This is a genomic window from Variovorax ureilyticus (assembly GCF_050632185.1).
Lineage (GTDB): Bacteria > Pseudomonadota > Gammaproteobacteria > Burkholderiales > Burkholderiaceae_C > Variovorax > Variovorax ureilyticus_A.
On sequence record NZ_CP192579.1, the window covers coordinates 4,609,521 to 4,635,791 of the forward strand.

16 protein-coding genes and 5 pseudogenes are annotated in these 26,271 nt (G+C 68.4%); 14 read left to right on the top strand and 7 right to left on the bottom strand.

Features of this window, described 5'->3' with window-relative positions; all coding sequences use genetic code 11:
- The first annotated feature begins 36 nt into the window (after positions 1-36).
- Positions 37-649, top strand: a pseudogene (locus tag ACQ858_RS22870) (glutathione S-transferase N-terminal domain-containing protein).
- A 359-nt stretch (positions 650-1,008) separates the two neighbouring features.
- Here ACQ858_RS22870 and ACQ858_RS22875 read toward each other — a convergent pair.
- Positions 1,009-1,581, bottom strand: a complete 573-nt coding sequence (locus ACQ858_RS22875; RefSeq protein ID WP_431274788.1) for a glutathione peroxidase — start codon at positions 1,579-1,581, stop codon at positions 1,009-1,011.
- Between the two features lie 129 nt (positions 1,582-1,710).
- Here ACQ858_RS22875 and ACQ858_RS22880 point away from each other — a divergent pair.
- Positions 1,711-2,538, top strand: a pseudogene (locus tag ACQ858_RS22880) (ferritin-like domain-containing protein); the annotation flags it as partial.
- Between the two features lie 157 nt (positions 2,539-2,695).
- On the opposite strand, the gene ACQ858_RS22885 reads toward ACQ858_RS22880, so the two are convergent.
- Positions 2,696-3,712: a septal ring lytic transglycosylase RlpA family protein gene (locus ACQ858_RS22885; protein WP_431276929.1), complete on the bottom strand. Its 1,017-nt coding sequence runs from the start codon at positions 3,710-3,712 to the stop codon at positions 2,696-2,698.
- Between the two features lie 28 nt (positions 3,713-3,740).
- Entirely contained in the window at positions 3,741-6,527 is a 2,787-nt protein-coding gene (glnE, locus tag ACQ858_RS22890) for a bifunctional [glutamate--ammonia ligase]-adenylyl-L-tyrosine phosphorylase/[glutamate--ammonia-ligase] adenylyltransferase (protein ID WP_431274789.1), read from the bottom strand.
- A gap of 25 nt (positions 6,528-6,552) precedes the next feature.
- Here glnE and ACQ858_RS22895 point away from each other — a divergent pair, with 25 nt between their 5' ends.
- The 4 genes and pseudogenes from ACQ858_RS22895 to ACQ858_RS22910 all read left to right on the top strand — a co-directional run bounded on the left by ACQ858_RS22895 (position 6,553) and on the right by ACQ858_RS22910 (position 14,283).
- The gene (locus ACQ858_RS22895) at positions 6,553-10,704 is read left to right on the top strand and encodes a YhdP family protein (RefSeq protein WP_431274790.1); all 4,152 of its coding nucleotides are present in this window, start codon (positions 6,553-6,555) and stop codon (positions 10,702-10,704) included.
- Positions 10,705-10,723: 19 nt separating this feature from the next.
- Positions 10,724-11,539, top strand: coding sequence for a carbon-nitrogen hydrolase family protein (locus tag ACQ858_RS22900; protein WP_431274791.1), 816 nt, complete (start codon positions 10,724-10,726; stop codon positions 11,537-11,539).
- 27 nt (positions 11,540-11,566) lie between these two features.
- Positions 11,567-13,615: a two-component system sensor histidine kinase NtrB gene (locus tag ACQ858_RS22905; RefSeq protein WP_431276930.1), complete on the top strand. Its 2,049-nt coding sequence runs from the start codon at positions 11,567-11,569 to the stop codon at positions 13,613-13,615.
- Positions 13,616-13,655: 40 nt separating this feature from the next.
- A pseudogene (locus ACQ858_RS22910) lies at positions 13,656-14,283 on the top strand (response regulator transcription factor).
- A 302-nt stretch (positions 14,284-14,585) separates the two neighbouring features.
- Here the strand turns inward: ACQ858_RS22910 and ACQ858_RS22915 are convergent.
- Positions 14,586-15,241, bottom strand: a pseudogene (locus tag ACQ858_RS22915) (OmpA family protein).
- Between the two features lie 93 nt (positions 15,242-15,334).
- Positions 15,335-15,493, bottom strand: coding sequence for a hypothetical protein (locus ACQ858_RS22920; protein ID WP_431274792.1), 159 nt, complete (start codon positions 15,491-15,493; stop codon positions 15,335-15,337).
- Between ACQ858_RS22920 and mltA the strand changes: the two genes are divergently transcribed.
- The gene (gene mltA / locus ACQ858_RS22925; RefSeq protein ID WP_431274793.1) at positions 15,492-16,634 is read left to right on the top strand and encodes a murein transglycosylase A; all 1,143 of its coding nucleotides are present in this window, start codon (positions 15,492-15,494) and stop codon (positions 16,632-16,634) included. The two genes, ACQ858_RS22920 and mltA, sit on opposite strands and share 2 nt — an antisense overlap.
- Positions 16,635-16,932: 298 nt before the next feature.
- On the opposite strand, the gene ACQ858_RS22930 is transcribed toward mltA, so the two are convergent.
- Positions 16,933-17,394, bottom strand: coding sequence for an Lrp/AsnC family transcriptional regulator (locus ACQ858_RS22930; protein ID WP_431274794.1), 462 nt, complete (start codon positions 17,392-17,394; stop codon positions 16,933-16,935).
- Positions 17,395-17,500: 106 nt separating this feature from the next.
- Here ACQ858_RS22930 and mdeB point away from each other — a divergent pair, with 106 nt between their 5' ends.
- The 7 genes and pseudogenes from mdeB to ACQ858_RS22965 all read left to right on the top strand — a co-directional run bounded on the left by mdeB (position 17,501) and on the right by ACQ858_RS22965 (position 25,577).
- The gene (gene mdeB, locus ACQ858_RS22935) at positions 17,501-20,137 is read left to right on the top strand and encodes an alpha-ketoglutarate dehydrogenase (RefSeq protein ID WP_431274795.1); all 2,637 of its coding nucleotides are present in this window, start codon (positions 17,501-17,503) and stop codon (positions 20,135-20,137) included.
- 121 nt (positions 20,138-20,258) lie between these two features.
- A complete protein-coding gene (ltnD, locus tag ACQ858_RS22940) occupies positions 20,259-21,155 on the top strand; it encodes an L-threonate dehydrogenase (RefSeq protein ID WP_431274796.1) in 897 nt (298 codons plus the stop codon).
- Positions 21,152-22,419: pseudogene (gene otnK, locus ACQ858_RS22945) on the top strand (3-oxo-tetronate kinase). The gene ltnD and the pseudogene otnK overlap by 4 nt, the downstream one beginning before the upstream one ends.
- Positions 22,416-23,090, top strand: coding sequence for an aldolase (locus ACQ858_RS22950; RefSeq protein ID WP_431274797.1), 675 nt, complete (start codon positions 22,416-22,418; stop codon positions 23,088-23,090). Before otnK ends, ACQ858_RS22950 begins: the two are co-directional and overlap by 4 nt.
- Positions 23,091-23,110: 20 nt before the next feature.
- Positions 23,111-23,935, top strand: coding sequence for a 2-oxo-tetronate isomerase (otnI, locus tag ACQ858_RS22955; protein ID WP_431274798.1), 825 nt, complete (start codon positions 23,111-23,113; stop codon positions 23,933-23,935).
- A complete protein-coding gene (locus tag ACQ858_RS22960) occupies positions 23,932-25,122 on the top strand; it encodes an amidohydrolase family protein (protein ID WP_431274799.1) in 1,191 nt (396 codons plus the stop codon). Before otnI ends, ACQ858_RS22960 begins: the two co-directional genes overlap by 4 nt.
- Complete coding sequence (locus ACQ858_RS22965) at positions 25,119-25,577, top strand: RidA family protein (protein ID WP_431274800.1); 459 nt, start codon at positions 25,119-25,121, stop codon at positions 25,575-25,577. The genes ACQ858_RS22960 and ACQ858_RS22965 overlap by 4 nt, the downstream gene beginning before the upstream one ends.
- A gap of 12 nt (positions 25,578-25,589) precedes the next feature.
- Here the strand turns inward: ACQ858_RS22965 and ACQ858_RS22970 are convergent, their stop codons facing one another.
- Positions 25,590-26,264 (bottom strand): TetR family transcriptional regulator C-terminal domain-containing protein, encoded by a 675-nt coding sequence (locus ACQ858_RS22970; protein WP_431274801.1) that lies wholly within the window; start codon positions 26,262-26,264, stop codon positions 25,590-25,592.
- Positions 26,265-26,271: the final 7 nt, after the last annotated feature.

The following is a 26,271-nucleotide window of genomic DNA, read 5'->3' on the forward strand; positions in this document are numbered from 1 at the left end:
CGCTACAACGATGACCCTGATGGGGGGAATGCCCGCATGAAACTGATCGGATCCGCTGCCAGTCCTTACGTGCGCAAGGTGCGCGTGGTCATGGCCGAAAAGCGGCTCGACTACCAGTTCGTGATCGAAGACGTCTGGTCTGACGACACCACGATTTCCAGCGCCAATCCGCTTGGCAAGGTCCCTTGCCTCATCATGGACGGCAGCGAAGCGATGTTCGATTCGCGCGTGATCGTCGAATACCTCGACACACTCTCGCCGGTCGGCAAGCTGATTCCGCAGCAGAGCCGCGAGCGCGCCGAGGTCAAGACCTGGGAAGCGCTGGCCGATGGCGTGATGGACGCCGGCGTCCTGTGGCGACTCGAGGCCACCTGGGCGCATCGGAGCGAGGGCGAGCGCAGCCGAGGCCTGGATCGAGCGGCAGCGGGCCAAGGTTCTCGCCGGCATTGCCGCGATGGCCAAGGGCTTGGGCGACAAGCCTTTCTGCAGCGGCATCCACCTGAGCCTGTCCGACATCGCGGTCGGGTGCGCGCTCGGATGGATCAGCTACCGCTTCCCGGAAATCGACTGGCGCAGCGACCACGCCAACCTCGTCAAGCTCTACGACAAGCTGATGCTGCGCCCGAGCTTCGCCGACACCCTGCCCTGAAGCAGCCACAGGTTTGCCCTAAAAGATGAAAGCCCGCAGACGCGGGCTTTTGTTCGTAAAACACCGCGGAACCGGCTTTGCCGGGCTGCTGGTGTTGCCCCCGGTCGGGGGTTGGCCGCTACACGAAGTGAGCAAGCCTGGGGGCGAGTGAAAAATGTTGCGAGGCGCCCCGAAACGAAGGAGGGAGGGAGGGAGGAGGAGAAGAATCGCCTCGGGATTTCAACCAAACGGCAGGCGCCTGGAAGACCTCGCAACATGAAAAACGTCGGGTGTTCACATCCGAAATCGTATGAGCGCGACCCCGCGACCCGGTTCCCCGCCCAGAGGTAAACATTTGTGACGCTTTGGTAAAGATGCCGTCAATTCGGGGCGGCCGCGAGCTGCTTTTCCACGTCGCGGATGAAGCCCCGGTCATCCGGTGACGTGAGGCTCGAATAGGACTCCACGACCTTGCCGTCGCGTGCGATCAGGTACTTGTAGAAATTCCACTTCGGCGTGGTCCCTGATGCGTGGGCCAACTCCTTGAACAGCGGGTTTGCTTCGGGTCCTCGCACCGAGCTCTTGGTGAACATCGGAAACTTGACGCCGAAGGTGCTTTCGCAGAAATCCGCGATCTCCTTGTTCGAGCCCGACTCCTGCGCGAAGTCGTTCGAAGGAAAGCCCAGCACCACCAGTCCGCGCGACCGGTACTTGGCGTCGAGTGCTTCCAGGCCTTTGTACTGGGGCGTGAAGCCGCAGAAGCTTGCCGTGTTCACCACCAGCACGACCTTGCCGGCATACTGGCACAGGGCCTGGGGTTTTTCGTCCTGCAGCCGCGGGAAGGTGTGCTGGAGGATCGCGGGGCAGGCGGGCGGCGTCGCGTCCTGCGCGGCGGCGGTCACGGCCCCGCAGGCGGAAATGAGGGCCAGACAGATCCGGATCGAGCTTCGCATCGCGAATTCCCTTCGAAGAGGAGGGGCGAAAACCTGCGCCGCCCCGGTGCGCAATCCGCATCATCGCTCGCGTGTCACGGGGCCGCCAAACCCTGCCGATTAAAATCCTGCGGCTCAAGAAAGAACCCTATGCTGTACCCGGAACTCTTCAGACAACTCGAATCCGTCCGCTGGGACATGGACAAGGACATTCCGTGGCAGTCGTTCGACGGCGCTCTTCTTTCCGAAGAGCAGGCCCAGACCATCAAGATGAACGCGATCACGGAGTGGGCGGCGCTGCCCGCCACCGAGATGTTCCTGCGGGACAATCGGCACGACAGTGATTTTTCCGCGTTCATGTCGATCTGGTTCTTCGAGGAGCAAAAGCACTCGCTGGTGTTGATGGAATACCTGAAGCGCTTCAGCCCGCAGCACGCGCCGACCGAGCAGGAGCTGCACGATGTGCGCTTCGACTTCGATCCGGCCCCGCCGCTGGAGACGCTGATGCTGCACTTCTGCGGCGAAATCCGCCTCAACCACTGGTACCGCCGCGCGGCCGAGTGGCACACCGAGCCGGTCATCAAGCACATCTACACGACGCTCAGCCAGGACGAAGCCCGCCATGGCGGCGCGTACCTGCGCTACATGAGGCGCGCGCTCGAGAAGTTCGGCGACGATGCACGCGCCGCCTTCACCAAGGTCGGCGTGCTCATGGCCAGCGCGCGCCGCACCGCGCAGGCGCTGCATCCGACCAACCTGCACGTCAACAAGGCGCTGTTCCCCAAGGACACCATCCAGAGCCGCGTCCCTGATCCGAACTGGCTCGAGCACTGGCTCGACAAGCAGATCAAGTTCGACGGCGTCTGGGAAACCAAGGTCGGCGACCGCATCCTGCACAACCTCAGCCTGCTCATGAACCGCAGCTTCAAGACGGTGCAGGAACTCAACCGCTACCGCAAGGAACTTGCCGCCTCGCTCGGGCCCAAGCCCGAGTACCAGGGGCGTAGCGAGCTCGCCCCCAGCCTCGCCCACTTCGTGTGGCTCGGGCACCCCTACCGGGGGCAACACCAGCGGCCCGGCAAAGCCGGTTCCGCGGTGTTCCACGAACGGGCTTGGCTGCGCCGGCCCACCCCGATCAGCGGCGTTCGACGATGACGGGGGCTAGCTGGAGTCCGTTGCGGATTTGCTCGGCGGTGTCGCGGGCGAGGTCGCGCGAGACATAGGGGCCGGCCTGCAGGCGATGCGTGCCGCGCTCGCTGAACACATTGAGGGTGGGCGCCAGGGCGGGCAGTTCGCGCGCGACTTGTTGCTGGAAGCGCACGGCACCATCGCGCTGACTGAAGGCGCCAAGCTGCACCCAGAATCCCCGGGAGGGACTTGCAGCCGCTGATCCGGCGGGCAGCGGTGACGTATCCCTTGGCGCCGCTGTCGGCGCCTCGAGCGGCGCCATTGGCGGCAACGCCGACACCTCCAGCGTTTCCACGCGCGGCGTGGCCGCGACCGGCGCAGTCAGCGCCACGGGCACGGCAACGCTCTCGGCGGCTGCCGTGACCTGGACGGGCCCAGCCGCGGGCGTGGGCCGTTGAGCCAGCTGCGTCGCATCCATGTCGGTATTGCCGCGGCGCCATGCACCCGTTCGGATGTCCTCGTTCGTGATGCGCTCGATCTCGACCGGCGCGACCCCTCGCAGCAGGTCTAGCTTGAGCGCTGCGGTGTAGCTCAGGTCGATGATGCGGTCGTCGCGGAACGGCCCGCGATCGTTCACCCGCACGATCGCCTCGCGTCCGTTGGCCGGATTGCGTACTCGCACGTAGCTCGGCAGCGGCAAGGTCTTGTGCGCCGCGGTCATCGCGTACATGTCGTAGGGCTCCCCGCTCGCGGTCGACTGGCGATGGAACTTGGTTCCGTACCACGATGCGAGCCCGGTCTCGCGGAAGGGCCGGTCGTCCACGATGGGCACGTAGGACCTGCCCATCACCACATACGGCTTGCTGGTGCCCCCGCTGCTGCGGATGGATTCGATGCGCGGTTCCGCGTCGGGAACCTGCCCGAGATTGCCGGGCGGATTGGCCCCGGCGCCGTCGCGGCCACCGCGTGGGCCGCTCGCGCAGCCGGCGAGAAAGAGGAGCGCCGCGCCCGCGGTCAACGCCAGGGCGCGTTGGCATGTCAGGCGCTGCGCCTCAGCCAAAGACCGTCTTCCAAAGTGCCAGCATCGCTTCGCGCTCGGCCGCGAGCGCTGTCAGCGGAACCTGCGTCGGCTCCTCGTTGAGCCGCGCCCGATGCTGCACCCTGCGCAGCTCGCGATACGCCGCAGCCGCCTTCCGGCCGACGCCTTCGGGCAACAGGCCCGCGTCTTCCGCACGCAGCAGCAGCGCGATGTTGCCGACGTTCGGGATCAGTTCCGGGTGGTCCTTGGCCGCCGACAGCAGCAGGAACTGCACCGCGAACTCGGCATCCACCATGCCACCGGCGCTGTGCTTGACGTCGAAGCGATCGGGCTTCACCGGGCGCGACGCGCGCACCTTCTCGCGCATCGCGACGATCTCGGCCTTGAGCGCGTCGCGGTCGCGCGGCGCGGTGATGACCGCCTCGCGAACGCGATCGAAGCGCTCGCCCAGCGACGGCTCGCCCAGCACGAAGCGCGCGCGCGTCATCGCCTGGTGTTCCCAGGTCCACGCCGTGTTGCTGCCGCGGCCGAGCTGGTATTTCTCGTAGGCCTCGAAGCTCGTCGTGAGCAGCCCCGAATTGCCGTTGGGCCGCAGCGCAGTGTCGATCTCGAAGAGGTCGCCTTCGCGCGTCTTCACCGTGAGCCAGTTGATCAGCTTGCGCACATAGGCCGCGTAGACCTCGCCGGCGCGCTCGTCGTCATCGTCGTAGACGAAGACGATGTCCAGATCGCTGCCGTAACCCAGTTCCTTGCCGCCCAGTTTTCCGTAGCCGATGATCGCGAACTGCGGCTCTTCGCGATGCGGGTTGCGCACATGCGGCCAGCACCATCGCGCGGTCACGCGCAGCACCGAATCCGCCAGCGCGCTCAGGTCGTCGGCCACCTGCTCGACCGTGATGCGGTCATCGACGTCGCGCGCGAGCGTGCGGAACACCTCGGCGTGATGCGCGTGGCGCAGCAGATTCAGGAGCCGCTCCTCGTCGGCCTCGCCGGTGCGCATGAGCGACGCGCGGCGTGCCTCGAGCTCGCGCTCGAAATCGGAAACCACGAAGCGGCCCGACAGCATCTCGTCGCTCGCCAGTTCATCGATGACGCCCGGGTGCTGCATGAGATAGCGCGCAGGCCATTTCGCCGAGCCGAGCAGGCGCAGCAGGCGCTCCTGCACCGCGGGTCGCTCGACCAGCAGCGCGATGTAGTTCTCGCGGCGCAGCAAGGGCTCGATCCAATCGGCCCAGCGCAGCGCGCCTTCGACGTGGTGGCCGACCTTGCCGGGTGCTTCGCTGTCGGGCTCGCGCAGCCACTGGCCGGTTCGCTGCACCAGTTGGCGCAGCCGTGCGCGTGTCTCGTCGCGCAGCGCCAGGACGCGCGGGCTGTCGCACCAGACCTTGATGCGCTCGGCGAAAGGCTCGGGCAGTTCCTCGATCAGGTCGGAGAGATCGGTGGAGGGGGTGCTGCGCCCGTTGCCGTTGCAGCCCTTGCAGGGCGCCTTGCCGCCGAGCAGCTTGTCGAATTCCTGTGCGACCAGTTCGCGATGCGTGTCGAGCTGCGCGAGAAAGGCGCAGCAGTCCGCATAGCCCAGCGACTCTGCGATCCACCGCACGTCGTCGTCGTTGACCGGCAGCACATGCGTCTGCTGGTCATCCAGGTACTGGATGCGGTGCTCCACCCGGCGCAGGAACTCATAGGCCGACGCCAGCGCATCCGCCGTCTCCTGCGGCATCAGGTTGGCGCGCGCGAGGCGTTGCAGCGCATCGAGGGTCGGACGGGTGCGAAGCTCGGGAAACTGGCCGCCGCGCACCACCTGCAGCAGTTGCACCGTGAATTCGATCTCGCGGATGCCGCCGCGCGACAGCTTCACGTCGTTCGCGCGCTCGGGACGGCCCGCGCTGCGGCGCGAGGCCTGCTCGCGGATCTGGCGGTGCAGCGTGCGCAGCGAGTCGAACACGCTGTAGTCCAGATAGCGGCGGAACACGAAGGGCAGCACCACGCCACGCAATGCCTGAGCCGAGCCGCTGGCCACCACCGACCGCGGCGCGACCACGCGGCTCTTGAGCCACGCAAAGCGCTCCCATTCGCGGCCCTGGACCTGGAAGTACTCTTCGAGCGCGTCGAGCGAAACCACGCTGGGTCCCGAGTTGCCGTTGGGCCGCAGCGCGAGGTCGATGCGGAACACGAAGCCGTGTTCGGTGGTGTCGCCGACCAGCGCGTAGATGCGCTTGACCGCCCGTGCGAAGTACTCCTGGTTGGACAGCCTGCCGCGCCCGTCGACGTCGCCGGCGGTCTCGCCGTCATGGTCGTAGAGATAGATGAGGTCGATGTCGCTCGACACGTTGAGCTCGCGCGCGCCGAGCTTGCCCATGCCCACGACCCAGAGCTGGGCGCGTTCGCCGTTCACGCCGACCGGCGAGCCGTGCATCGCATCGAGTTCCGCGCAGGCCTCGTGGCAGGCGACGTCGAGCGCGAACTCGGCGAGCTCGGTCACCGCGGTGGTCACGACCGCCAGCGGCGCCTGTTCGTCGCAATCGAGCGTGATGAGCCGCTCCATGACGAGCTGGCGCACGATGCGCAGTGCGTCGGCCGCATTGTCCCCGCGGCCGCGAAGGGATTCGTAGGCCGCGGCCATGTGGGCCAGCACCGGCGCACCCGGCGGCAGCAGCGGGAGTTCCGCGGCATAGCGGCGGCGCAGCCGCTGCACGAAACGAGAATGGCCCGAGATGGGCGAGGGGAAGCCGGAGGGTGGCGATGGCCGATGCGACACGGGGTGGGGGTGGGTGGAACCCGGTTGGGGGCTGGCAGTCATAATTCCCGGCACAGCGCGATCCTCAATGAACGACACGACGACGTCTTCCCCTTCACGTCTGCTCAAGGTCACCGCTGTGGCGGCGCGCTGGCTGCTGGGTCTTCTCGTCGGCGCATGGCTGCTGCTGGCGCTGTCCGTCGTTGTCCTACACGTCTGGATTGTGCCGCGAATCGGCGATTACCGTGGTGCGCTCGAGGCCCAGGCCACACGCGCCATCGGCGTACCGGTGCGCATCGGCTCGATCGAGGCGCGATCGGGCAGCTTCTTTCCCACAGTCGAGCTGCGCGACGTGGTGCTCCAGGACGCGCGCCGGCAGGAAGCCCTGCGCCTGATGCGCGTGGTGGCCAGCGTGTCGCCGCGATCCGTCTGGAACCTGAGCTTCGAGCAGCTCTACATCGAGCAGCCTCAGGTCGACGTCCGCCGCGATGCCGACGGCAAGCTGCACATCGCGGGGCTGCAGATGACCACCGAGACCAGCGGCGGCGGCAACGGCGCCGACTGGTTCTTCGCACAGCGCGAAGTCGTGGTGCAGGGCGGCACCGTGCGCTGGATCGATGAAGGCCGCAAGACCGAACCGCTGCTGCTGACCGACGTGCAGTTCGTGGCCCGCAACGGCGGCCGCAGGCACCAGATGCGCATCGACGCCACCCCGCCGGCCGGATGGGGCGAGCGCTTCACGCTGCTCGGCGATTTCCGGCAGCCGCTTCTTTCCGTGCGCAGCGGCAACTGGAAGACCTGGCACGGGGAGCTCTTCGGCAACCTCCCCTACATCGACGTGACCCGGCTCGGCCGCTACGTCGACCTCGACGCCCGGATTCGCGAAGGCAGCGGCGGCCTGCGGCTGTGGGCCGACGTCGTGGACGGCCAGCTTTCGGGCGCCGTGGCCGATCTCGCGCTGACGAAGGTCGACGCCTCGCTCGCGAAGGAACTTCAACCGCTGGTGCTGCAGGGCGTTACCGGCCGCCTCGCCGGCCGCGTCGACGAGGGCACCTTCGAGTTCTCGACCAGCAACCTGCAGTTCGAGACCGCCGATGGCGTCCGATGGCCGGGCGGGAACATCTGGCTGCAGCACGCGCCCGCGAAAGGCCACGTGGCGGAACGCGGCGCCTTCCGTGCCGACCGGCTCGACCTCGCGGCGCTGGCGCTGATCGCGGACCGTCTCCCGATCGGCGATGCGTCGCGCAAGCTCATCGATTCCTACGGCCTGCGCGGGCTCGTGGAACGCATCGACGGCAACTGGCAAGGCTCGCCGGGGGCGCCGGACAAGTACCAGGTGCGCGGTCGCATCAGCAATTTCAGCATCGCATCGCAGCCGGGCGAAGAGGCCGAGCCGGCAGCCGAGCCGGCCCGGCCCGCAGGTGTCCGCGGCGGGCAGCACGCGGGCGCGGCGGCGAACACCGCAGCGGCCGCGGAGCCGCCTCGGCCGCCCGTCGGGGTTCCCGGCGTGCGTGGCGCGACGGTCGAGTTCGATGCGAACCAGGCCGGCGGCAATGCCACCGCGTCGATCGCCAAGGGCGCTCTCGACTTCCCGGGCGTGTTCGAGGAGCCGGTGATCCCCATCGACCAGCTCTCTACCCAGCTTCAGTGGAAGATCGACGGTCCGGCGGTCCAGCTCCAGGTTTCGGGACTGCGCTTTTCCAACGCCGACGCGGAGGGCGAGGCGACGGCGAGCTGGCGCACCAGCGATCCGGCGGTGTCGCGCGGCGGCGGACGCCTGCCGGGCGTGCTCGACCTGCAGGGCCGGCTCAGCCGCGCGGACGGCACCCGCGTGTATCGCTACCTTCCGCTCGAAATCCCCAAGCCCACGCGCGACTACGTCCGCGACGCGGTGACCAGGGGCAGTGCGAGCGCGGTGGACTTCAGAGTCCGGGGCGACCTGCACGACATGCCCTTCATGGACCCGAAGCATGGCGACTTCCGCATCGCGGCGCGCGTGGCCGACGTAACCTATGCGTACGTGCCGCCCGTGCGTGGCGCCGCCGCCCGGCCCGCGCTGACGGCCCTGTCCGGCGAGCTCGTCTTCGAGCGCGCGGGCATGCTGGTGCACAACGCGCGTGGCCGCCTCGCCGGCGCCTCCGGCGTCGAGGTCACGAAGGCCGAGGCGCAGATCGCCGACATGTCCCACCATGCGGCGCTGCTCAAGGTCGACGCGCAGGCCAAGGGGCCGCTCGGCGAGATGCTGAAGGCCGGCGGGCCGCTCGCCGGTCCGGCCGAATCGACGCTCGCCGCCGTGCGCGCCACCGGCCAGGCCGACTACAAGCTGCGGCTCGAACTGCCGCTGGCGACGATGGAGAAATCGAAGGTGCAGGCCAGCGTCGCGCTGTTCGACAACGAACTCCAGCTCGCGCCGGCCGCGCCGTCCCTCACGCAGGCGCGCGGCACGCTCAACTTCACCGAGGCGGGTTTCTCGCTGGCCGGCGTCCAGGCCCGCGCCGCGGGCGGCACGGTGCGCATCGAGGGAAGCGGCCGCTTCGGCGCCTCGACCGACATGAGCTTCCGTGTCCAGGGCACCGCGACCGCCGAAGGACTGCGCGCCACGCGCGAGGTCGACTGGCTCGCGCGCCCGGCGAAGAACGCGTCGGGCAGCACCGCCTACACCGCGAACCTCTCGGTGCGCGATGGCACGCCCGAGTTCCTGGTCACCAGCAGCTTGCAGGGACTCGGCCTGCAATTGCCGCATCCGCTGACCAAGGCGGCGGACGAGTCGATGCCCCTGCGGGTCGAAAAGAAGGTGGTGTCGCGTGAGACCCGGTCGGGTGGCGCGAAACCGGTGGTCATCGACCAGATCTCCGCGGAACTCGGCCGCGCTGCCTCGGCGACCTACGTGCGCGACGTCTCCGGCGACGATGCGCGCGTGCTGCGCGGCGGCATCGGCGTCGGGCTGGCAGGGGGCGAATCGGCCGCGCCGCCCGAGCGCGGCGTGTTCGCGAACCTGCGTTTCGAGCGGCTCGACATCGCGGCATGGCAGGCGCTTTTCGGCGAAGCCACCGGAAGCTCGGGCGGCGGCAGGGCGGCGTCGGACGCCGGCAGCGATGCGGTGGACGACTTCCTGCCGACGCTCATCGCCCTGCGTGCGCAGGAGCTTGCCTTCGGCGGGCGGACGCTGCACAACGTCGTGCTCGGCGGCACGCGCGACGGCCCGCTCTGGCGTGCCAACATCGATTCGACCGAACTCAGCGGCTATGCGGAATACCGCCATGCGCAGGCCGGGCGCCTGTACGCGCGGCTGGCGCGGCTCAAGATTGCGCGTTCCGAGGCCACGGCGGTCGAATCGCTGCTCGACGAGCAGCCAAGCACACTGCCGGCGCTCGACATCGTCGTCGACGACTTCGAGCTTTTCGGGCACCGGCTCGGTCGCGCCGAGATCGATGCGGTCAACCGAGGCGGCCTGGGCCGCGAATGGCGCCTCAACCGGCTTGCGATGATCAATCCCGACGCGACCTTCACCGCGCAGGGAAGCTGGGCCGCCGCGCCCGGTGCGACGAGCGCTGTCCGCGACGCGCGGCGCACCAGCATGGACTTCAAGCTCGAGATCGCCGACGCCGGTGCGCTGCTCGGCCGCTTCGGCATGAAGGACGTGGTGGGCCGCGGCCGCGGACGGCTCGAGGGCGACGTGAACTGGAACGGCTCGCCCCTCTCGCTCGACTCCCCGAGCCTCGGCGGGCAGTTGCAGATCAACGTCGAATCGGGGCAATTCCTCAAGGCCGATCCGGGCATCGCCAAGCTGCTCGGCGTGCTCAGCCTGCAGGCCCTGCCGCGGCGGCTCACGCTCGATTTCCGCGACGTGTTCAGCGAGGGTTTCGCCTTCGATTTCCTGCGCGGCGACGTGAAGATCGACCAGGGTGTAGCCTCCACCAACAACCTGCAGATGAAGGGCGTCAACGCGGCCGTGCTGATGGACGGCTCCGCCGACCTCGCGCGCGAGACGCAAAGCCTGCGCGTCGTGGTCGTGCCCGAGATCAACGCCGGGACCGCCGCGCTCGTGGCCACCGCGATCAATCCGGCGATCGGCCTTGGCACCTTCCTTGCGCAGATGGTGCTGAGCCGGCCGCTGGTCGCGGCCGCCACGCAGGAGTTCAAGATCGATGGCACCTGGACCGATCCGAAGATCACCCGGGTGCCGCGCCGCCCGGCGTCGGAAGCCGCGGGAGCGCCCGCCGCGCCGGCCCCGCGATGAGGAGAAGGAGTTACCGCCCATGAAAGTCGCAGCAATCCAGATGGTGTCGTCCATCGAGCGCGAGGCCAATCTCGCACGCGCCCATTCACTGCTGGCCGAGGCCGCCGCCGAGGGTGCCGAACTCGCCGTCCTGCCCGAGTATTTCTGCATGATGGGCGCGCGCGACACCGACAAGCTCGGGCTGCGCGAGACCGCCGGCGCGGGCAGGGTGCAGAACTTCCTGGCGGATGCCGCGCGCGAATTCGGCCTGTGGATCGTCGGCGGCACGCTGCCGCTGGAAACCGGCGACGACAACCACGTGTTCAACAGCTCGCTCGTGTATGCGCCCGACGGCGCGTGCGTGGCGCGCTACGACAAGATCCATCTCTTCTATTTCGACAACGGCCGCGAGCGCTACGACGAGCGCCGCGTGATCGCACCGGGCAGCCAACCCGTGCTGTTCGAGCTGCCGTCGCGCGACGGCCACCGCTGGCGCATAGGCCTCAGCGTCTGCTATGACCTGCGATTTCCCGAGCTCTATCGCGCGCTGGCGCGCGAGGGTGCGGAGCTGATGCTCGTGCCCAGCGCTTTCACGCGCACCACCGGTGCGGCTCACTGGGAAGTGCTGCTGCGTGCGCGCGCGATCGAAAACCTCGCCTGGGTGGTGGCGCCCGCGCAGGGCGGCACGCACGAGAACGGGCGGCACACCTGGGGCCAGTCGATGGTGGTGGACCCCTGGGGCACGGTCGTCGCGCAGCAGCCCGTGGACGAGGCCGTGGTGCTCTTCGACATCGATGCGCTGCAGGTGGAGCGCGCGCGCACCCAGTTGCCGGCGCTGTCCCACTGCGTGCTCTGAAGCAAACCGGTGTCCGCGCCCTCCACCTTGCCCGTCGCCCGCGCGCTTCGGCCCGCCTTTGTGCGGCTGCGCTTTCTGCGCTCGGTGTGGCGGCGCTGGTTCCTGTGGGTGCTGCTGGCCATCCTCGTGCTGGCGCTGCTGGTGACCGTGGTCTGGCTCGCGGGCCGGCATGAGATCGAGCAGACCCAGTCGGCGCTGGAGCGGGACACGGCCGATGCGGTGGCGGACCTTCGCGGCGATCTTCAGCGCAATTCGCAGACGCTGCGCGCCTCGCTCGCCGGCGACGTCAATGCCGAACAGTGGGAGGCGCGTGCCGCGGCGCTGCTGCGCGAGCACCGCGAATGGCTGCGGCTGGAATGGCTCGATCCGGCGATGCACACGCTTGCGGCGTCCGACACGCCGTACCGCCGCCGCGTCTTCGATGAACAGCGCCGCGCGGAAAGCTTCGCCGATGTCTCCCTCGCCTGCGTCACGGCGCGCAAGCTCGTCGCCCCCGCGTTCTCGCCGAGCCACTATGTCCCGATCGCGCAGGGCAACGGGCTCGAGGTCATGGAGATGTGCCTGCCGGTCGAGGGCGGCGGCTACCTCGTGGCGGCCTACTCGCTGCGCGACATCCTGATCGAACTGGTCGCGCCGACGCTGAGCCGGGGCCAGGAAGTCGCCTTCACCGAGCTCGACGGCACGCGCCTCGTGGCGATCGGCGCGCAGCGGCGCATGGGCACGCGCGTGTTCACCGCGCAGCAGCTGATCGACCTGCCGGGTGCGCCGGTCATGCTGCGCGTCGACGGCTGGCGTGCGGTGCCGGACCTTTTTCCGAACGTGCTCACCGCGCTGGTCACCGGCATCTCGATCGCGCTGGTGTCTGTGCTGGTGCTGCTGGCGCGCGACACGCGGCGCCGCCAGCGCGCCGAGAACGACCTCGCCGACGCACTCGCTTTTCGCAAGGCCATGGAGGACTCGGTCATCACCGGCCTGCGGGCGCGCGACCTGCAGGGCCGTATCACCTACGTGAATCCGGCGTTCTGCGAGATGGTCGGGTTCAGCGCGGAAGAACTCATGAACGGCGGGCGCGAGGCGCCCTACTGGCCGACCGAACTCGCGCACGAATACCAGCGCCGACAGGCGGTGCGCATGGCCGGCGCGGTGCCGCCGCGCGAGGGCTTCGAATCGGTCTTCATGCGCAAGGACGGCAGCCGCTTTCCGGTGCTCATCTTCGAGGCGCCGCTGATCAACGCACATGGTTTGCAGACGGGTTGGATGAGTGCGTTCATCGACATCAGCGAGCAGCGCCGCATCGAGGAGCTCTCGCGCGCGAGCCAGGAGCGACTGCAGGCCAGCGCGCGCCTCGCCACCGTGGGCGAAATGGCGTCGCTGCTCAGTCACGAACTGACGCAGCCGCTGGCGGCCATCGCGAGCTATGCGACCGGTTCGCTGAATCTGCTGCAGGCCAAGGGTCCGTCGGGCGACAGCGACCATGACGATGTCGCGATGGCGGTGCGCCGCATCGCCGAACAGGCCGACCGCGCGGGCCAGGTGATCCGCAGCGTGCACGACTTCGTGCGACGGCGCGACCGTACGCGCGAGGCGGTGGCGCCGCAGGCGCTCATCGACGCGGTGCTGCCGCTGGTGCGGCTGCAGGCACGCAAGCTCGGCGTGGATGTCGAGGTCGTGCTCGACGAGCGTCTGCCGATGGTCTATTGCGATCGCACGCTGGTCGAGCAGGTGCTGCTGAATCTGGCGCGCAATGGCATGCAGGCGATGGACGTGCCCGGGCTGGCCGATCGTGTGCTGCGCATCAAGGTGGTTCGCGCGGGCGCGATCGGCCGCGGCGCCGAGGCGGGCACGCCGGCCGATGCGCGCCGCTGGCTCGAGTTCTCGGTCACGGACTTCGGTGCCGGCATCGGCGACGACGTGGCGGCGCGTCTGTTCACGCCGTTCTTCACCACGCGCTCGGACGGCATGGGCCTGGGCCTCAGCCTCTGCCGCACCGTGGTCGAGCAGCACGGCGGCGTGCTGATCTTCGAGCCGCGGCAGCCGCGCGGCACGGTCTTCCGCTTCACCCTTCCAACGGTCTGAGGCGCGCGCCTCACCCATTTCGATTCATCCGGTTTTCTTCATGCAACCTCTCATCGATGCCCTGATCTTCATCGTCGACGACGACGCGAGCGTGCGCGAGGCCCTGGCCTGGTTGCTGCGCTCGCGCCGGCTGGCGAGCGAGAGCTTTCCGAGCGCGGAGGCCTTCGAGGAACGCCTGGCCGAAGAGCCGCTGCGCAATCAGCCGCACTGCCTGTTGCTCGACGTCCGCATGCACTGGCACCAGCGGCCTGGTGCTGTTCGATCGGCTCGCGGAACGCGGCCTCCTGGAGGCGCTGCCGGTGATCTTCCTGACCGGCCATGCGGACGTTCCGACCGCGGTGGATGCGGTCAAGCGCGGCGCCTTCGACTTCTGCGAGAAGCCCTTCTCCGACAACGCGCTGGTCGACCGCATCGAGCATGCGCTCGGCGCGTCGCTGCGCGCGATCGAGGCGCAGCGCACCCGCGAGCTGCTGAGGCGGCGCGTCGACGAACTCACCGACCGCGAGCGGGACGTGATGAACTGCGTGATCGAGGGGTTGCCCAACAAGCTGATCGCCGATCAGCTCTCCATCAGCGTGCGCACGGTGGAGGTCCACCGCGCGCGCGTGTTCGAAAAAATGGAAGTGAAGTCGGCCGTCGAGCTGGCCAACCTGCTCCGGGGCATGTGACGCCGATTGCACCGTTAAGGCCAGAAACCCCGCGGAACCGGCTTTGCCGGGCCGCTGGGGTTGCCCCCTGCAAGGGGGTGCAGAGCCACACGAAGTGGGCGAGGCTGGGGGTGAGCTCAATAACCCCGCGGAACCGGCTTTGCCGGGCCGCTGGGGTTGCCCCCTGCAAGGGGGTGCAGAGCCACACGAGGTGGGCGAGGCTGGGGGTGAGCTCAATAACCCCGCGGAACCGGCTTTGCCGGGCCGCTGGGGTTGCCCCTGCAAGGGGGTGCAGAGCCACACGAAGTGGGCGAGGCTGGGGGTTAGCCTTGGCCTCTTTCGCCGACGTAGATTTCTACGCGGCGGTTTTGGGCGCGGCCTGCCGGGGTGCTGTTGTCGGCGACCGGCTCGCGCGAGCCGCGGCCGTCGATCTTGAAGGCCGTGGGCGACACGCCGCGCGACACGAGGTAGTCGCGCGTGGCGGCCGCGCGCTGGATCGACAGCGGATCGTTGATCGCGTCGGTGCCGGTGCTGTCGGTGTGGCCGATGATGCGGACCTCGGCGTTCGGGTTGTTGCGCAGGCCCTGCGCGAACTGGTCGAGGATCGGCGAGAAGTTCGGCTTGATCACCGAGCGGCCGACATCGAAGGAGATGTCGCTCGGGATCGCGAGCTTGAGCTCGTTGTTCTGCGTCTGCGTCACCGCGACGCCGGTGCCGCGCGTGGCGGCTTCCATCTGGCGCTTCTGGTTTTCCATGCGCTGCGACCACAGGTAGCCGCCCCCGCGCCCGCCAGTGCGCCGATCGCCGCACCGGTGCCGGCACTGTGGCCGGTGGCGGAGCCAATCGCTGCGCCCGCCAGCGCGCCGATGCCGGCGCCGATGCCGGTGGTCGTCGCGGTGCTCTTCTGGGATTCGCTCATGTTCGCGCAGCCTGCGAGCACGTAAACCGCGGCGCAGGTGGCAAGTACGATTCTTTTCATTGGAGTCCTTCCTTTGGATGATGGAAAAAGGCCGGTCGATTATCAGGAGCTCGCCGGGGTTTCGAGTCGTTGCCGCGGTTTCGGCATGTAACGTCAGTCGCGCGCCGGCGGTTCGTCGCGCTGGGGCGCATCCCCGGCCGCGGTCTCGTCGTCGTGCAGCTCACCGCGCTTGCGGCCCGAGAACATGGTCCACCAGATGATGAGGATGAAGACGACGCCGGCGGCCAGGGCTTCGAGCAAAATCAGACCCATGAAAAAAGGACTCCAGTGGCTGGTTGGACTCGCGATCGTAGCAACGCTCGCCGCCTGTTCCACCGGCACCCGGCAGCCCGAATGGCGCTCGCAGGCGCCGCCGGCCACGACGCCGCCGCCGCGCGACCTCGGTCCGCTCACCGGTTCGCTCGCACACCCCAAGAGTCGCTGGGTGCCGGTCGCGTGGTCGGAGCTTCCGGGCTTCAATGACGACGCCCTGCACGAAGGCTGGATCGCGATGATCACCAGCTGCGCACGGCCCAATGCGGCCATCGCGCCCTTGTGCCGCGAAGTGCGGCAGCTGTCGCTGGCCGAGAACGACGAGCAGCGTGAATGGATGATGCAGCGCCTGCAGCCCTATCGCGTCGAGGCCTACACCGGTCCCACCGACGGCAAGCTCACCAGCTACTACGAACCGGTGTTCGAGGCGACGCGCCGCCCGACGGCGACGAACACCTACCCGATCTACCAGGCGCCCGCGGGGCTTGTCCCGAAGCGGCCGTGGTTCACGCGGCAGGAAATCGACACGCTGCCGCAGGCCCAGGCCGCGCTGCGCGGCCGCGAAATCGCGTGGCTCGCCGATCCGATCGACGTGCTCATGCTGCACATCCAGGGCTCGGGCCGCTTGCGCATGACCGAGCCGGACGGCTCGCAGCACATGGTCCGCGTGGCCTTCTCGGCCACCAACGAGCAGCCTTACCGCAGCGTGCAGCAATGGCTCATCAGCCAGGGTGTGACGAAGATCAGCGCATGGCCCGACGACACCAAGCAGTGGGTCGCGCAGAACCCGCAGCGCCTCCAGCCACTGCTGTGGAGCAATCCGCGCTACGTGTTCTTCCGCGAGGAAGCCTTGAGCGAGGTCGATGCGGCGTCCGGGCCCGTGGGCGCGCAGGGGGTGCCGCTGACGCCGGGGCGCTCGATTGCGGTCGACCGGGACAGCATTCCGTACGGCACACCCGTGTGGCTCGCGTCGCCGGGGCCCACGTTCACCCTTGCGAAGCTGGTGGTGGCGCAGGACACCGGCAGCGCGATCGTCGGCGCTGTTCGGGCCGACTACTTTGCCGGGACGGGGGCGGAAGCGGGCCGCGTCGCCGCGCGGATGAACCAACCCCTGCGCCTTTGGGCCCTCTGGCCGAAGTAGGGATCGCCCCCAGCCTCGCTCACTTCGTGTAGCTCGGGCACCCCTTCCGGGGGCAACACCGGCGGACCGGCGGAGCCGGTTCCGCGGTGTTTCGCGAACGGCCTGGCTTCGCCGGCACTGGTCAAAGACCCACGATGCCGCCGTCGTCCTTCGTGATCATCACGGTCGCCGAGCGCGGGCGTGCGGCGGCGCCGCCGGGGCCGTAGGCCGCTAAGCCGGCGCCATTGCCGGGCCAGTGGCTCTCGTACTTGCTCGGGTCGGCGATGTTGGCCGCTGCCGTGTTCTCGCCCGCGCCCGCTCAGGGCAATGGCAGCGCCGTCTTGTAACGCACTTGCTTGAGCGCAAAGCTGGATCGGATCTTCTCGATGCCGCTGATCGGCGTGAGCTGTTCGAGGATGAATTTCTCCAGCGCGGCGATATCGGCAACGGCCACGCGGATCAGGTAGTCGCTGTCGCCGGTCATGAGGTAGCACTCCATGACTTCGTCGTGCTCGGCGATCCGCTGTTCGAAATCGGCGAGCGACTGCTTGCTCTGCGTCTTGAGGCTGATCGAGATGAACACGTTCAGTCCCAAGCCGAGCGCGCTCGCGCTGGCAAGCGCCACATAGCGCTGGATGACGCCGCTGTTCTCCAGCGCCTTCACGCGCGCGAGGCACGGCGACGGCGAAAGATGGACCCGGCGCGCCAACTCGACATTGGAGAGCGAGCCGTCGCGCTGCAGCTCATCAACAATGCGAAGATCGATCGCGTCAAGTTCCATCAAATGCTGAGAATGCTTGAATCGACGGCATTTTATGCGGCATATATCCATGAAACGGTATAGAGAACAGCACCCCATTCCAACGACTGCGGCCTAGAGTGCAGCCATGAACGCTCCGATTCCGCCCGGCCAGCTCCGCGCTTTGATCGACACCGCCTTGCACGACCCGGACCCCGTGGAAACCGCCGAATGGCGCGAGGCGTTCGTCGCGCTGGCGGAAACGCAAGGCCCGGCGCGCGCACGCTGGATGCTCGACGAACTCGCGCGCATGGCCCGCGCGCAGCGCATCGGCTGGCAGCCCGAACTGTCGACCCCTTACGTCAACACCATCGCGGTCGAAGCGCAGCCGCCGTTCCCCGGCGATCTCGCGATCGAGGAGCGGCTCGCATCGCTGATGCGCTGGAATGCGCTCGCGATGGTGGTGCGCGCCAACCAGGCGTATGGCGAACTCGGCGGCCACATCGCGAGCTACGCGAGTGCGGCGGATCTGTTCGAGACCGGCTTCAATCATTTCTTTCATGCGCGAACGGCGACGCATCGGGGCGACCTCGTCTTCTTCCAGCCGCACAGCGCGCCGGGCGTGTATGCGCGCGCCTTCCTCGAAGGGCGGCTCAGCAAAGAGGACCTGACGCACTACCGCCAGGAGCTCACGGCACCGGCCTTCGCCGATGGCCAGGGCGCGCGCGGCCTGAGCAGCTACCCGCATCCGTACCTGATGCCGGACTTCTGGCAGTTCCCGACCGGCTCGATGGGCATCGGGCCGATCAGCTCGATCTATCACGCGCGCTTCATGCGCTATCTCACGCACCGCGGCCTGCTGGACTGCGAAGGCCGCAAGGTCTGGGGCGTGTTCGGCGACGGCGAGATGGACGAGCCGGAATCGATGAGCGCGCTCACGCTCGCTGCGCGCGAGAAGCTCGACAACCTCGTGTGGGTCGTCAACTGCAACCTGCAGCGGCTCGACGGGCCGGTGCGCGGCAACGGGCGGATCATCGACGAGCTCGAGAAGCTCTTCGCCGGGGCGGGCTGGAACGTCATCAAGCTGGTGTGGGGCAGCGACTGGGACGGGCTTTTCGCGCGCGACGTGCACGGCGCGCTCACGCGGGCCTTCGCGAACACGGTCGACGGCCAGATGCAGACCTTTGCCGCGAAGGACGGCCGCTACAACCGCGAGACCTTCTTCGGCCAGGACCCGGAGCTCGCGCGGCTTGTCGAAGGATTGACCGACGAGCAGATCGACCGCCTCAAGCGCGGCGGCCACGACCTCGTGAAGATCCACGCCGCGTATGCCGCGGCGGCAGCGCATCGCGGCCAGCCGACCGTGATCCTGGCGCACACCAAGAAGGGCTACGGCATGGGCAGCGCGGGGCAGGGCAGGATGACCACGCACTCCCAGAAGAAGCTCGACGACACGGACCTCATCGAATTCCGCAACCGCTTCGACCTGCCGCTCACCGACGAGCAGGCGACGACGGCCGCGTTCTACCGGCCCGCGGCCGACAGCCCCGAGATGCACTACCTGCTTGGCCATCGGGCGGCGCTGGGTGGCAGCATGCCGCGCCGCGAGACCGCGTGCGATGGAGTGGCCAAGCCGGACATCGCGGCCTACGCGCAGTTCGCGGTCGCGGCGGGCGGCAAGGAGATGAGCACCACCATGGCCTTCGTGCGCCTGCTGGGCAATCTCCTGAAGGACGCCACGCTCGGTCCGCGCGTGGTGCCGATCGTCGCCGACGAGGCGCGCACCTTCGGCATGGCCAACCTCTTCAAGCAGGTCGGCATCTATTCGAGCGTGGGCCAGCGTTATGCGCCGGAGGACATCGGCTCGGTGCTCTCGTACCGCGAGGCGACCGACGGGCAGATCCTCGAGGAAGGCATCAGCGAGGCCGGTGCGATCGCGAGCTGGACCGCCGCCGCCACCAGCTACAGCGTGCATGGTCTGGCGATGCTGCCGTTCTACATCTACTACTCGATGTTCGGCTTCCAGCGCGTGGGCGACCAGATCTGGGCGGCCGCCGACCAGCGGCCGCGTGGCTTCCTGCTCGGCGCGACCTCGGGCCGCACCACGCTCGGCGGCGAAGGCCTGCAGCACCAGGACGGATCGAGCCACCTCATTGCCGCGACCATCCCGAACTGCAAGGCCTACGACCCGGCCTTCGCGGGCGAGATGGCGGTGATCGTCGACGCCGGCATCCGCGAAATGCTGGTCGAGCAGAAGGACGTGTTCTATTACGTCACGCTCATGAACGAGAACTACGCGCAGCCGGATCTTCCGGCGGGTGCACAGGCACAGGTGCTGCGCGGCTGCTATCGCCTGAGCGGCCGGAAGGACGCGAAGCTCACGCTGCTCGGCTCCGGCGCGATCCTCACCGAAGTGGTCAAGGCCGCCGAGCTGCTGGCCGCCGAAGGCATCGAGGCCGAGGTGCTCAGCGTCACGAGCTGGAGCGAGCTCGCGCGCGACGGCCAGGCTTGCGAGGCGCGCGCGCTTGCCGGCGATGCCGATCCGGGCATGCCCTTCATCGCGCAGCAGCTCGCAGGCGGCAGCGGCCCGGTGATCGCGGCGACGGACTATGTGCGGGCCGTGCCCGAAAGCATCCGTGCCTTCGTGCCGCAGGGCCGCCGCTATCTCACGCTCGGCACGGACGGCTTCGGCCGCAGCGACACGCGCGCCGCGCTGCGCAGGTTCTTCGGTGTCGATGCAGAGAGCGTCGTGCGTGCAGCACGGCACGCGCTGGCGTCGCGCTGAGCAGCCGAGCGGGGTTAGTCCGGCTGTACGGCACGAGGGCGGATTCCTAAGATCGCGAGTTCGTGCCGACGTGGCGCCTTCGTGCTGCGCCGGCCTTCGTTCGACTTCCAAGGGAGTCTCCATGAAGAAGGCGGGACTCATCGGCCTGGGCGCCATGGGCGCCGGCATCGCAGCCACGCTGCGCAGCCGGGGCTTCGAAATGCATGTGTGCGACATGCGGCCCGGCGCCGCATTGCAGTTCGCGGAGCACGGCGGCGTCGCGTGGGGCACGCCCGCGCAGGTGGCGGGCGCATGCGACGTCGTCGTCTCGGTCGTGGTCAACGCACAGCAGACCGAGTCGGTGCTTTTCGGCGAACACGGCGCGGCTGCGGCGATGAAGCCGGGCAGCGCGTTCGTCATGTGCTCGACGGTGGACCCCCATTGGTCCGCCCTGCTCGAAGAACGGCTCGGCGCGCTCGGCATCCACTACGTCGATGCGCCGATTTCGGGCGGCGCGGCCAAGGCGGCGAGTGGGCAGATGACGGTGATGAGTTCCGCGAAGCCCGAGGCCTATGCAAAGGCAGACGACGTGCTCGAAGGCATGGCCGGCAAGGTGTATCGGCTCGGCGATCGCGCGGGCGCGGGCAGCAAGGTGAAGATCATCAACCAGCTTCTGGCCGGCGTGCACATCGCAGCCGCCGCCGAAGCGATGGCGCTCGGACTGCGCGAAGGCGTTTCGCCCGAGGCGCTGTACGAGGTCATCACCCACAGTGCGGGCAACAGCTGGATGTTCGAGAACCGCATGGCGCACGTGCTCGCGGGCGACTACACGCCGCTGTCGGCGGTCGACATCTTCGTGAAGGACCTTGGACTGGTGCTCGACACCGCACGCGCGAGCAAGTTTCCGCTGCCGCTCGCATCCACCGCGCACCAGATGTTCATGCAGGCATCGACCGCCGGCCATGCGAAGGAGGACGACAGCGCGGTGATCAAGATCTTCCCCGGCATCGAGCTGCCGCCATCCAAAGTCAGGCAATGAGCGTCCTGCTCGGCTGCATCGCCGATGACTTCACGGGTGCGACCGATCTCGCGAACAACCTCGTGCGCGCGGGCATGCGTGCGGTGCAGACCATCGGCGTGCCGGCGGCCCCGCTGGGTGCCCATGTGGACGCGGTGGTGGTTGCGCTCAAGTCGCGCACCATCGCGCCGGAAGAGGCCATCGCGCAATCGCTGGAGGCGCTGCGCTGGCTGCAGGCACAGGGCGCGCGGCAGATCTACTTCAAGTACTGCTCCACCTTCGACAGCACGCCCAGGGGCAACATCGGCCCGGTGACCGAGGCGCTGATGGACGCGCTCGGCTGCGACTTCACCATCGCGACGCCGGCCTTTCCGGACAACAAGCGCACCGTGTTCAAGGGCTACCTTTTCGCGGGCGACGTGCTGCTGAGCGAGAGCGGCATGCAGAACCATCCGCTCACGCCGATGACCGATGCGAACCTGGTGCGCGTCATGCAGGCCCAGACACGGCGCAAGGTGGGGCTCATCGACTATTCGACGGTGGCGCGCGGCGCGGCGGCGATCCGCGAGCGCATCGCGCAACTGCGATCCGAAGGCGCTGGCGTCGCGATCGTCGATGCGGTCTCCAACGACGACCTGATGCGGCTCGGCCCGGCGTTGGTGGACATGCCGCTGGTCACCGCCGGTTCGGGCGTGGCGATCGGGTTGCCGGCGAACTTCGGCATTGCACCGTCGTTCGCCGCGAGCGCGCTGCCGAAGGCCGGGGGCTGCGCGCTGTCGTGTCCGGAAGCTGCTCGCTCGCGACCAACCGACAGGTGGCCGACTTCGTGGCGGCAGGCCGGCCCGCGCTCGCGATCGATCCGCTTCGGATCGCTGCCGGTGTCGATGTGGCTGCGCAGGCACTCGAATGGGCTACGCCGCTGCTCGAACGCGGGCCGGTGCTCGTCTATTCGACCGCCGACGCGTCGGCCGTGAAATCCGTGCAGGGTCGCCTCGGTGCCCCGGAAGCCGGCGCGATGGTGGAGCGCACCATCGCCGCCATTGCGCGCGGCCTGGTCGAGCGCGGCGTGCGCCAGCTCGTGGTCGCAGGCGGTGAAACATCAGGCGCCTGCGTGCAGGCCCTGGGTATCGCGCAGTTGCAGATCGGCGCGCAGATCGATCCGGGCGTTCCGTGGTGCCATGCGCGCAGCGACGCCGCGGGCGGCGCTGGCCTGCATATTGCGTTGAAGTCCGGGAACTTCGGCACGGACGATTTCTTCTCCAAAGCCTTTACATTTTTCGAATGAGTGACGCCCATCTCCGAGAGGAAATCTGCCGCATCGGCCGCAGCCTGTTCGAGCGTGGCTATGTCCATGCGACGGCTGGCAACATCAGCGTGAGGCTCGACGACGGTTTCCTCATCACGCCGACCGATGCGTGTCTCGGCCATCTCGATCCGGGGCGGCTCGCACGGCTCGACGCGAACCTGCGGCAGCTCCATGGCGACCTCGCCAGCAAGACCATCGCGCTGCATGCGCGCATCTACGGCGCGGCGAGGAACTTCGATGCGGGCACGCGCTGCGTGATCCACACCCACAGCACCCATTGCGTGGCGCTCACGCTCGATGCATCCGAGAAGGAGCTGCTTCCCGCCCTCACGCCGTATTTCGTGATGAAGGTCGGCCATGTGCCGGTGGTGCCCTACCATCGGCCCGGTGCGCCGGAGGCCGCCGCGCTGGTCGCGCAGATCATCGAGCGCTACGGCACGCAGGGCACGCCGATCCGCGCGGTGGTGCTCGAACGCCTCGGCCCGAATGTCTGGCACGACACGCCAGCCGCTGCGATGGCCGTGCTCGAAGAGCTGGAAGAGACGGCGAAGCTCCGGTTCATGAGCCGTTTCCTGCCGCAAGGTACACCTGCTGCGCTGAGTGATGCCCAAATCAATGACCTGCGCCGCAATTTCGGCGCCCGCTGGTGACCCGGCCTTTGGAGCCACAGATGCCCCGTTTTGCAGCCAATCTTTCGATGCTCTATCCGGAGCTCGACTTTCTCGACCGCTTCGAAGCCGCCGCCAAGGATGGCTTCCGGGCCGTCGAATATCTCTTCCCCTACGCCTATGACGCGCGCGAGCTCGCGGCGCGGCTGTCGGCGAACGGCCTCGAGCAGGTGCTCTTCAACGGCCCGCCCGGCGACTGGGATCGCGGCGATCGCGGGATCGCCTGCGTGCCGGGGCGCGAAGCCGAGTTCCGCGAAGGCATCCGCAAGGCCATCGACTACGCGGTCGCGCTCTCGTGTCCGCGCATCCACGTCATGGCGGGCCTCGTGCCCGAAGGCCTGGAGCGCGAGACCGTGCAGCCGACCTACCTCGACAACCTGCGCTGGGCCGCGGTCGAAGCGGCCAAGGCCGGGCGCGACCTGCTGCTGGAGCCGATCAACACGCGCGACATCCCGCGCTTCTTCCTCAACCGGCAGGACCACGCGCACGAGATTGTCCTGGCCGTCGGCGCGCTCAACGTGCAGGTGCAAATGGACCTCTACCACTGCCAGATCGTCGAGGGTGACGTGGCGATGAAGATCCGCAGGTACCTGCCCACGGGCCGCGTCGGCCACTTCCAGATCGCGGGCGTGCCCGAGCGGCACGAGCCCGACGTCGGGGAGATGAACTACCCCTATCTCTTCGACGTCATCGACGAGGTGTCGGCGCAGTGCGGCTGGCAGGGGTGGGTCGGCTGCGAGTACCGGCCCCGGCGCGGCGCGGTCGCGAACGGCACCAGCGACGGGCTCGGCTGGTTGCGTGCGCTGCCGCGCACGGTGGGCGCATGAAGCTCGAAGCGGTACGCATTCCTCCGCGGCTGCGAGCCTTCGTGGCGCAGGGCGCGGAGGCGTTCGACGTGTCGATCGATGGCGGCGTGGTCAAGACGATCACGCCCTCGGCGCAGCCGGCGCGGGGCACCTTGCTCAGCGGCCTGGTCGATGCGCACTCGCACATCGACAAGAACTACACCGTGCGTGAAGTCGGCGCGGCAGAGGGCGATCTCTTCGCGGCCATCGGCCGCATGGCCGCGCACCGCGCGGGCTGGACCGCCGATGCGCTGCGCGCCCGGATGACCCGCGCGCTCGACGATGCGTGGCGTGCCGGCACACGCGCACTGCGCACTCATCTCGACTGGGGCGAGGCGAGCGCGCCCGCATCGCTCGCGGTGTTCGAAGAACTGCGCGAGGCATGGCGCGAGCGCATCGAGCTTCAGTTCGTGGCGCTCACGCCGCTCGATCTTTTCGCCGAGGCCGAGGCGGGTGAGCGCATCGCGCGCGCCGTGAAGCGCGCGAACGGCGTGCTCGGCGCGTTCGTCTATCGCAACGAAGGCATCGTCCACAAGCTGGGGCGCGTTTTCGACCTCGCGCAGGAGCACGGACTCGCGCTCGACTTCCACGTCGACGAAGGGCTCGATGTGCAGGCGACCGGGCTGCGCACCATCGCCCAGCTCGCCATTGCGCGTGGCCTCGCCGGGCGCGTGACCTGCGGGCATGCCTGCTCGCTCTCGATCCAGGACGATGCGGCGGCGCACGACACGCTGTCCCTGTGTGCGCAGACGGGCATTCACCTCGTCGCGCTGCCGACCACCAACCTCTATCTGCAGGGCGCGTGGGACCGCACGCCGCTGGAGCGCGGCATCACGCGCATCCGCGAGGCCGCAGCGCTCGGCTTACGCGCCAGCCTTGCGACCGACAACGTGCAGGATGCCTTCTATCCCTACGGCAGCTATGACCTGATCGAGACCTTCGGGCTCGGCGTGCAGATGGCGCATCTCGCGCCCGCGTCCGACTGGCTCGATGCGATCACGGTCAGCCCGGCGAAGGCGCTGCGGCTCGCGTGGGACGGCCGCATCGCACCCGGCTGCCCGGCGGACCTCGTGCTGCTGGCTGCCGCCGACGAATATGAACTACTGGACCCACGCGGGCGGCGACGCACCGTCATCCGTGCGGGCCGCATTGTGGAGAACACTGAATGAGCATGGGCAAACCGATGGCCAACTACGCGGCCGCCAAGCGCGTGGGGGACTTCGTCTTCATGAGCGGCGTGGTTGCGGTCGACCCGCTCACGCGCCGCGCGGTCGCGGGCTACGACGACATCCCCGAAGCGGCGCGCGAGGCGCTGCGACCGCTGGGCTACGCCACCGGGCAGATGTCGGTCGACATCTTCGAGGCCCCGATCGTCGCGCAGAGCTGGTTCGTCCTCGAACGCATCCGCCAGATCGCCGCCGAGCACGGCGGCACCATGGACGACGTGGTGAAGCTGGTGCAGTACTTCCGGCACCTGCCGAACTACGCGCCGTACAACCGCGTGCGCGGTCTGTTCTATCCGGGCGAGCCGCCGGTGAGTACGGTGGTCGAGGTGTCGCGCTTCCTGCCGGGTGACGACGTGCTCGTCGAGGTGGAAGCCACGATGTATTTGCCCCAGCACTGAAGCGAGGAGGCTTCAGCGCACCGATGCGCCCTTGAGCAGGAAGTCGGTCACCTGCTCGATCAGGTAGCGCCGGTCCTTGTCGTCGCCCTCGGCGGTGTTCCGGAAGTACGCCACCTGCGTCGCGTGGTCCGCATAGAACTGCGTGACCGCCCAGAGGTGGAAGAGGAACAGCATCGGATCGACCGGCCCCATGAGCCCCTGGTTGATCCAGTTCTGGATCACTGCCACCGCCTGCTCGGTGCGCTGCTTGCTCGTGCCCATCATCTCCCCGAGCACCGGCGCGCCGCGCATCATTTCGGCCGTGAAGATGCGCGAGCGCAGCGGATGCTCGAACGAGAACATCATCTTGCGATGGACGAGGTCCGACAGCACCTTGCGCGGTCCGAAGGCTTCGTCGCTGAAGCCGAAGACACCGATCCAGTCGTTGATGATGTCCTGCAGGATCTGGCGGTAGAGCGCTTCCTTGCTCTCGATGTAGTAGTGCAGCTGCGCCTTCGACAGTCCCGCCTTGTCGGCGATCGCCTGCGTGGATGCGCCGGCCAGCCCGTCGTTCGCGAATACCTCCACCGCCGCCTGGTAGATCACCGCGAGCACCTGCGTGTACTTTCGCGCGCGGCCGCGCGTGGCCGGGGTCTCGGGGCCGTCTTCGACGGATTTCAGCGGGGCGCTGCTGCGTGCGGTGCTCATGGGGGAT

Coding starts and splice junctions, on each gene's coding strand:
- mltA (WP_431274793.1), top strand. CDS start 15,492: ATGAAAAAAGGACTCCAGTGGCTGGTTGGACTCGCGATCGTAGCAACG.
- ACQ858_RS22895 (WP_431274790.1), top strand. CDS start 6,553: ATGAACGACACGACGACGTCTTCCCCTTCACGTCTGCTCAAGGTCACC.
- ACQ858_RS22920 (WP_431274792.1), bottom strand. CDS start 15,493: ATGGGTCTGATTTTGCTCGAAGCCCTGGCCGCCGGCGTCGTCTTCATC.
- ACQ858_RS22900 (WP_431274791.1), top strand. CDS start 10,724: ATGAAAGTCGCAGCAATCCAGATGGTGTCGTCCATCGAGCGCGAGGCC.
- glnE (WP_431274789.1), bottom strand. CDS start 6,527: ATGACTGCCAGCCCCCAACCGGGTTCCACCCACCCCCACCCCGTGTCG.
- ACQ858_RS22875 (WP_431274788.1), bottom strand. CDS start 1,581: ATGCGAAGCTCGATCCGGATCTGTCTGGCCCTCATTTCCGCCTGCGGG.
- ACQ858_RS22960 (WP_431274799.1), top strand. CDS start 23,932: ATGAAGCTCGAAGCGGTACGCATTCCTCCGCGGCTGCGAGCCTTCGTG.
- ACQ858_RS22950 (WP_431274797.1), top strand. CDS start 22,416: ATGAGTGACGCCCATCTCCGAGAGGAAATCTGCCGCATCGGCCGCAGC.
- mdeB (WP_431274795.1), top strand. CDS start 17,501: ATGAACGCTCCGATTCCGCCCGGCCAGCTCCGCGCTTTGATCGACACC.
- ltnD (WP_431274796.1), top strand. CDS start 20,259: ATGAAGAAGGCGGGACTCATCGGCCTGGGCGCCATGGGCGCCGGCATC.
- ACQ858_RS22970 (WP_431274801.1), bottom strand. CDS start 26,264: ATGAGCACCGCACGCAGCAGCGCCCCGCTGAAATCCGTCGAAGACGGC.
- otnI (WP_431274798.1), top strand. CDS start 23,111: ATGCCCCGTTTTGCAGCCAATCTTTCGATGCTCTATCCGGAGCTCGAC.
- ACQ858_RS22930 (WP_431274794.1), bottom strand. CDS start 17,394: ATGGAACTTGACGCGATCGATCTTCGCATTGTTGATGAGCTGCAGCGC.
- ACQ858_RS22965 (WP_431274800.1), top strand. CDS start 25,119: ATGAGCATGGGCAAACCGATGGCCAACTACGCGGCCGCCAAGCGCGTG.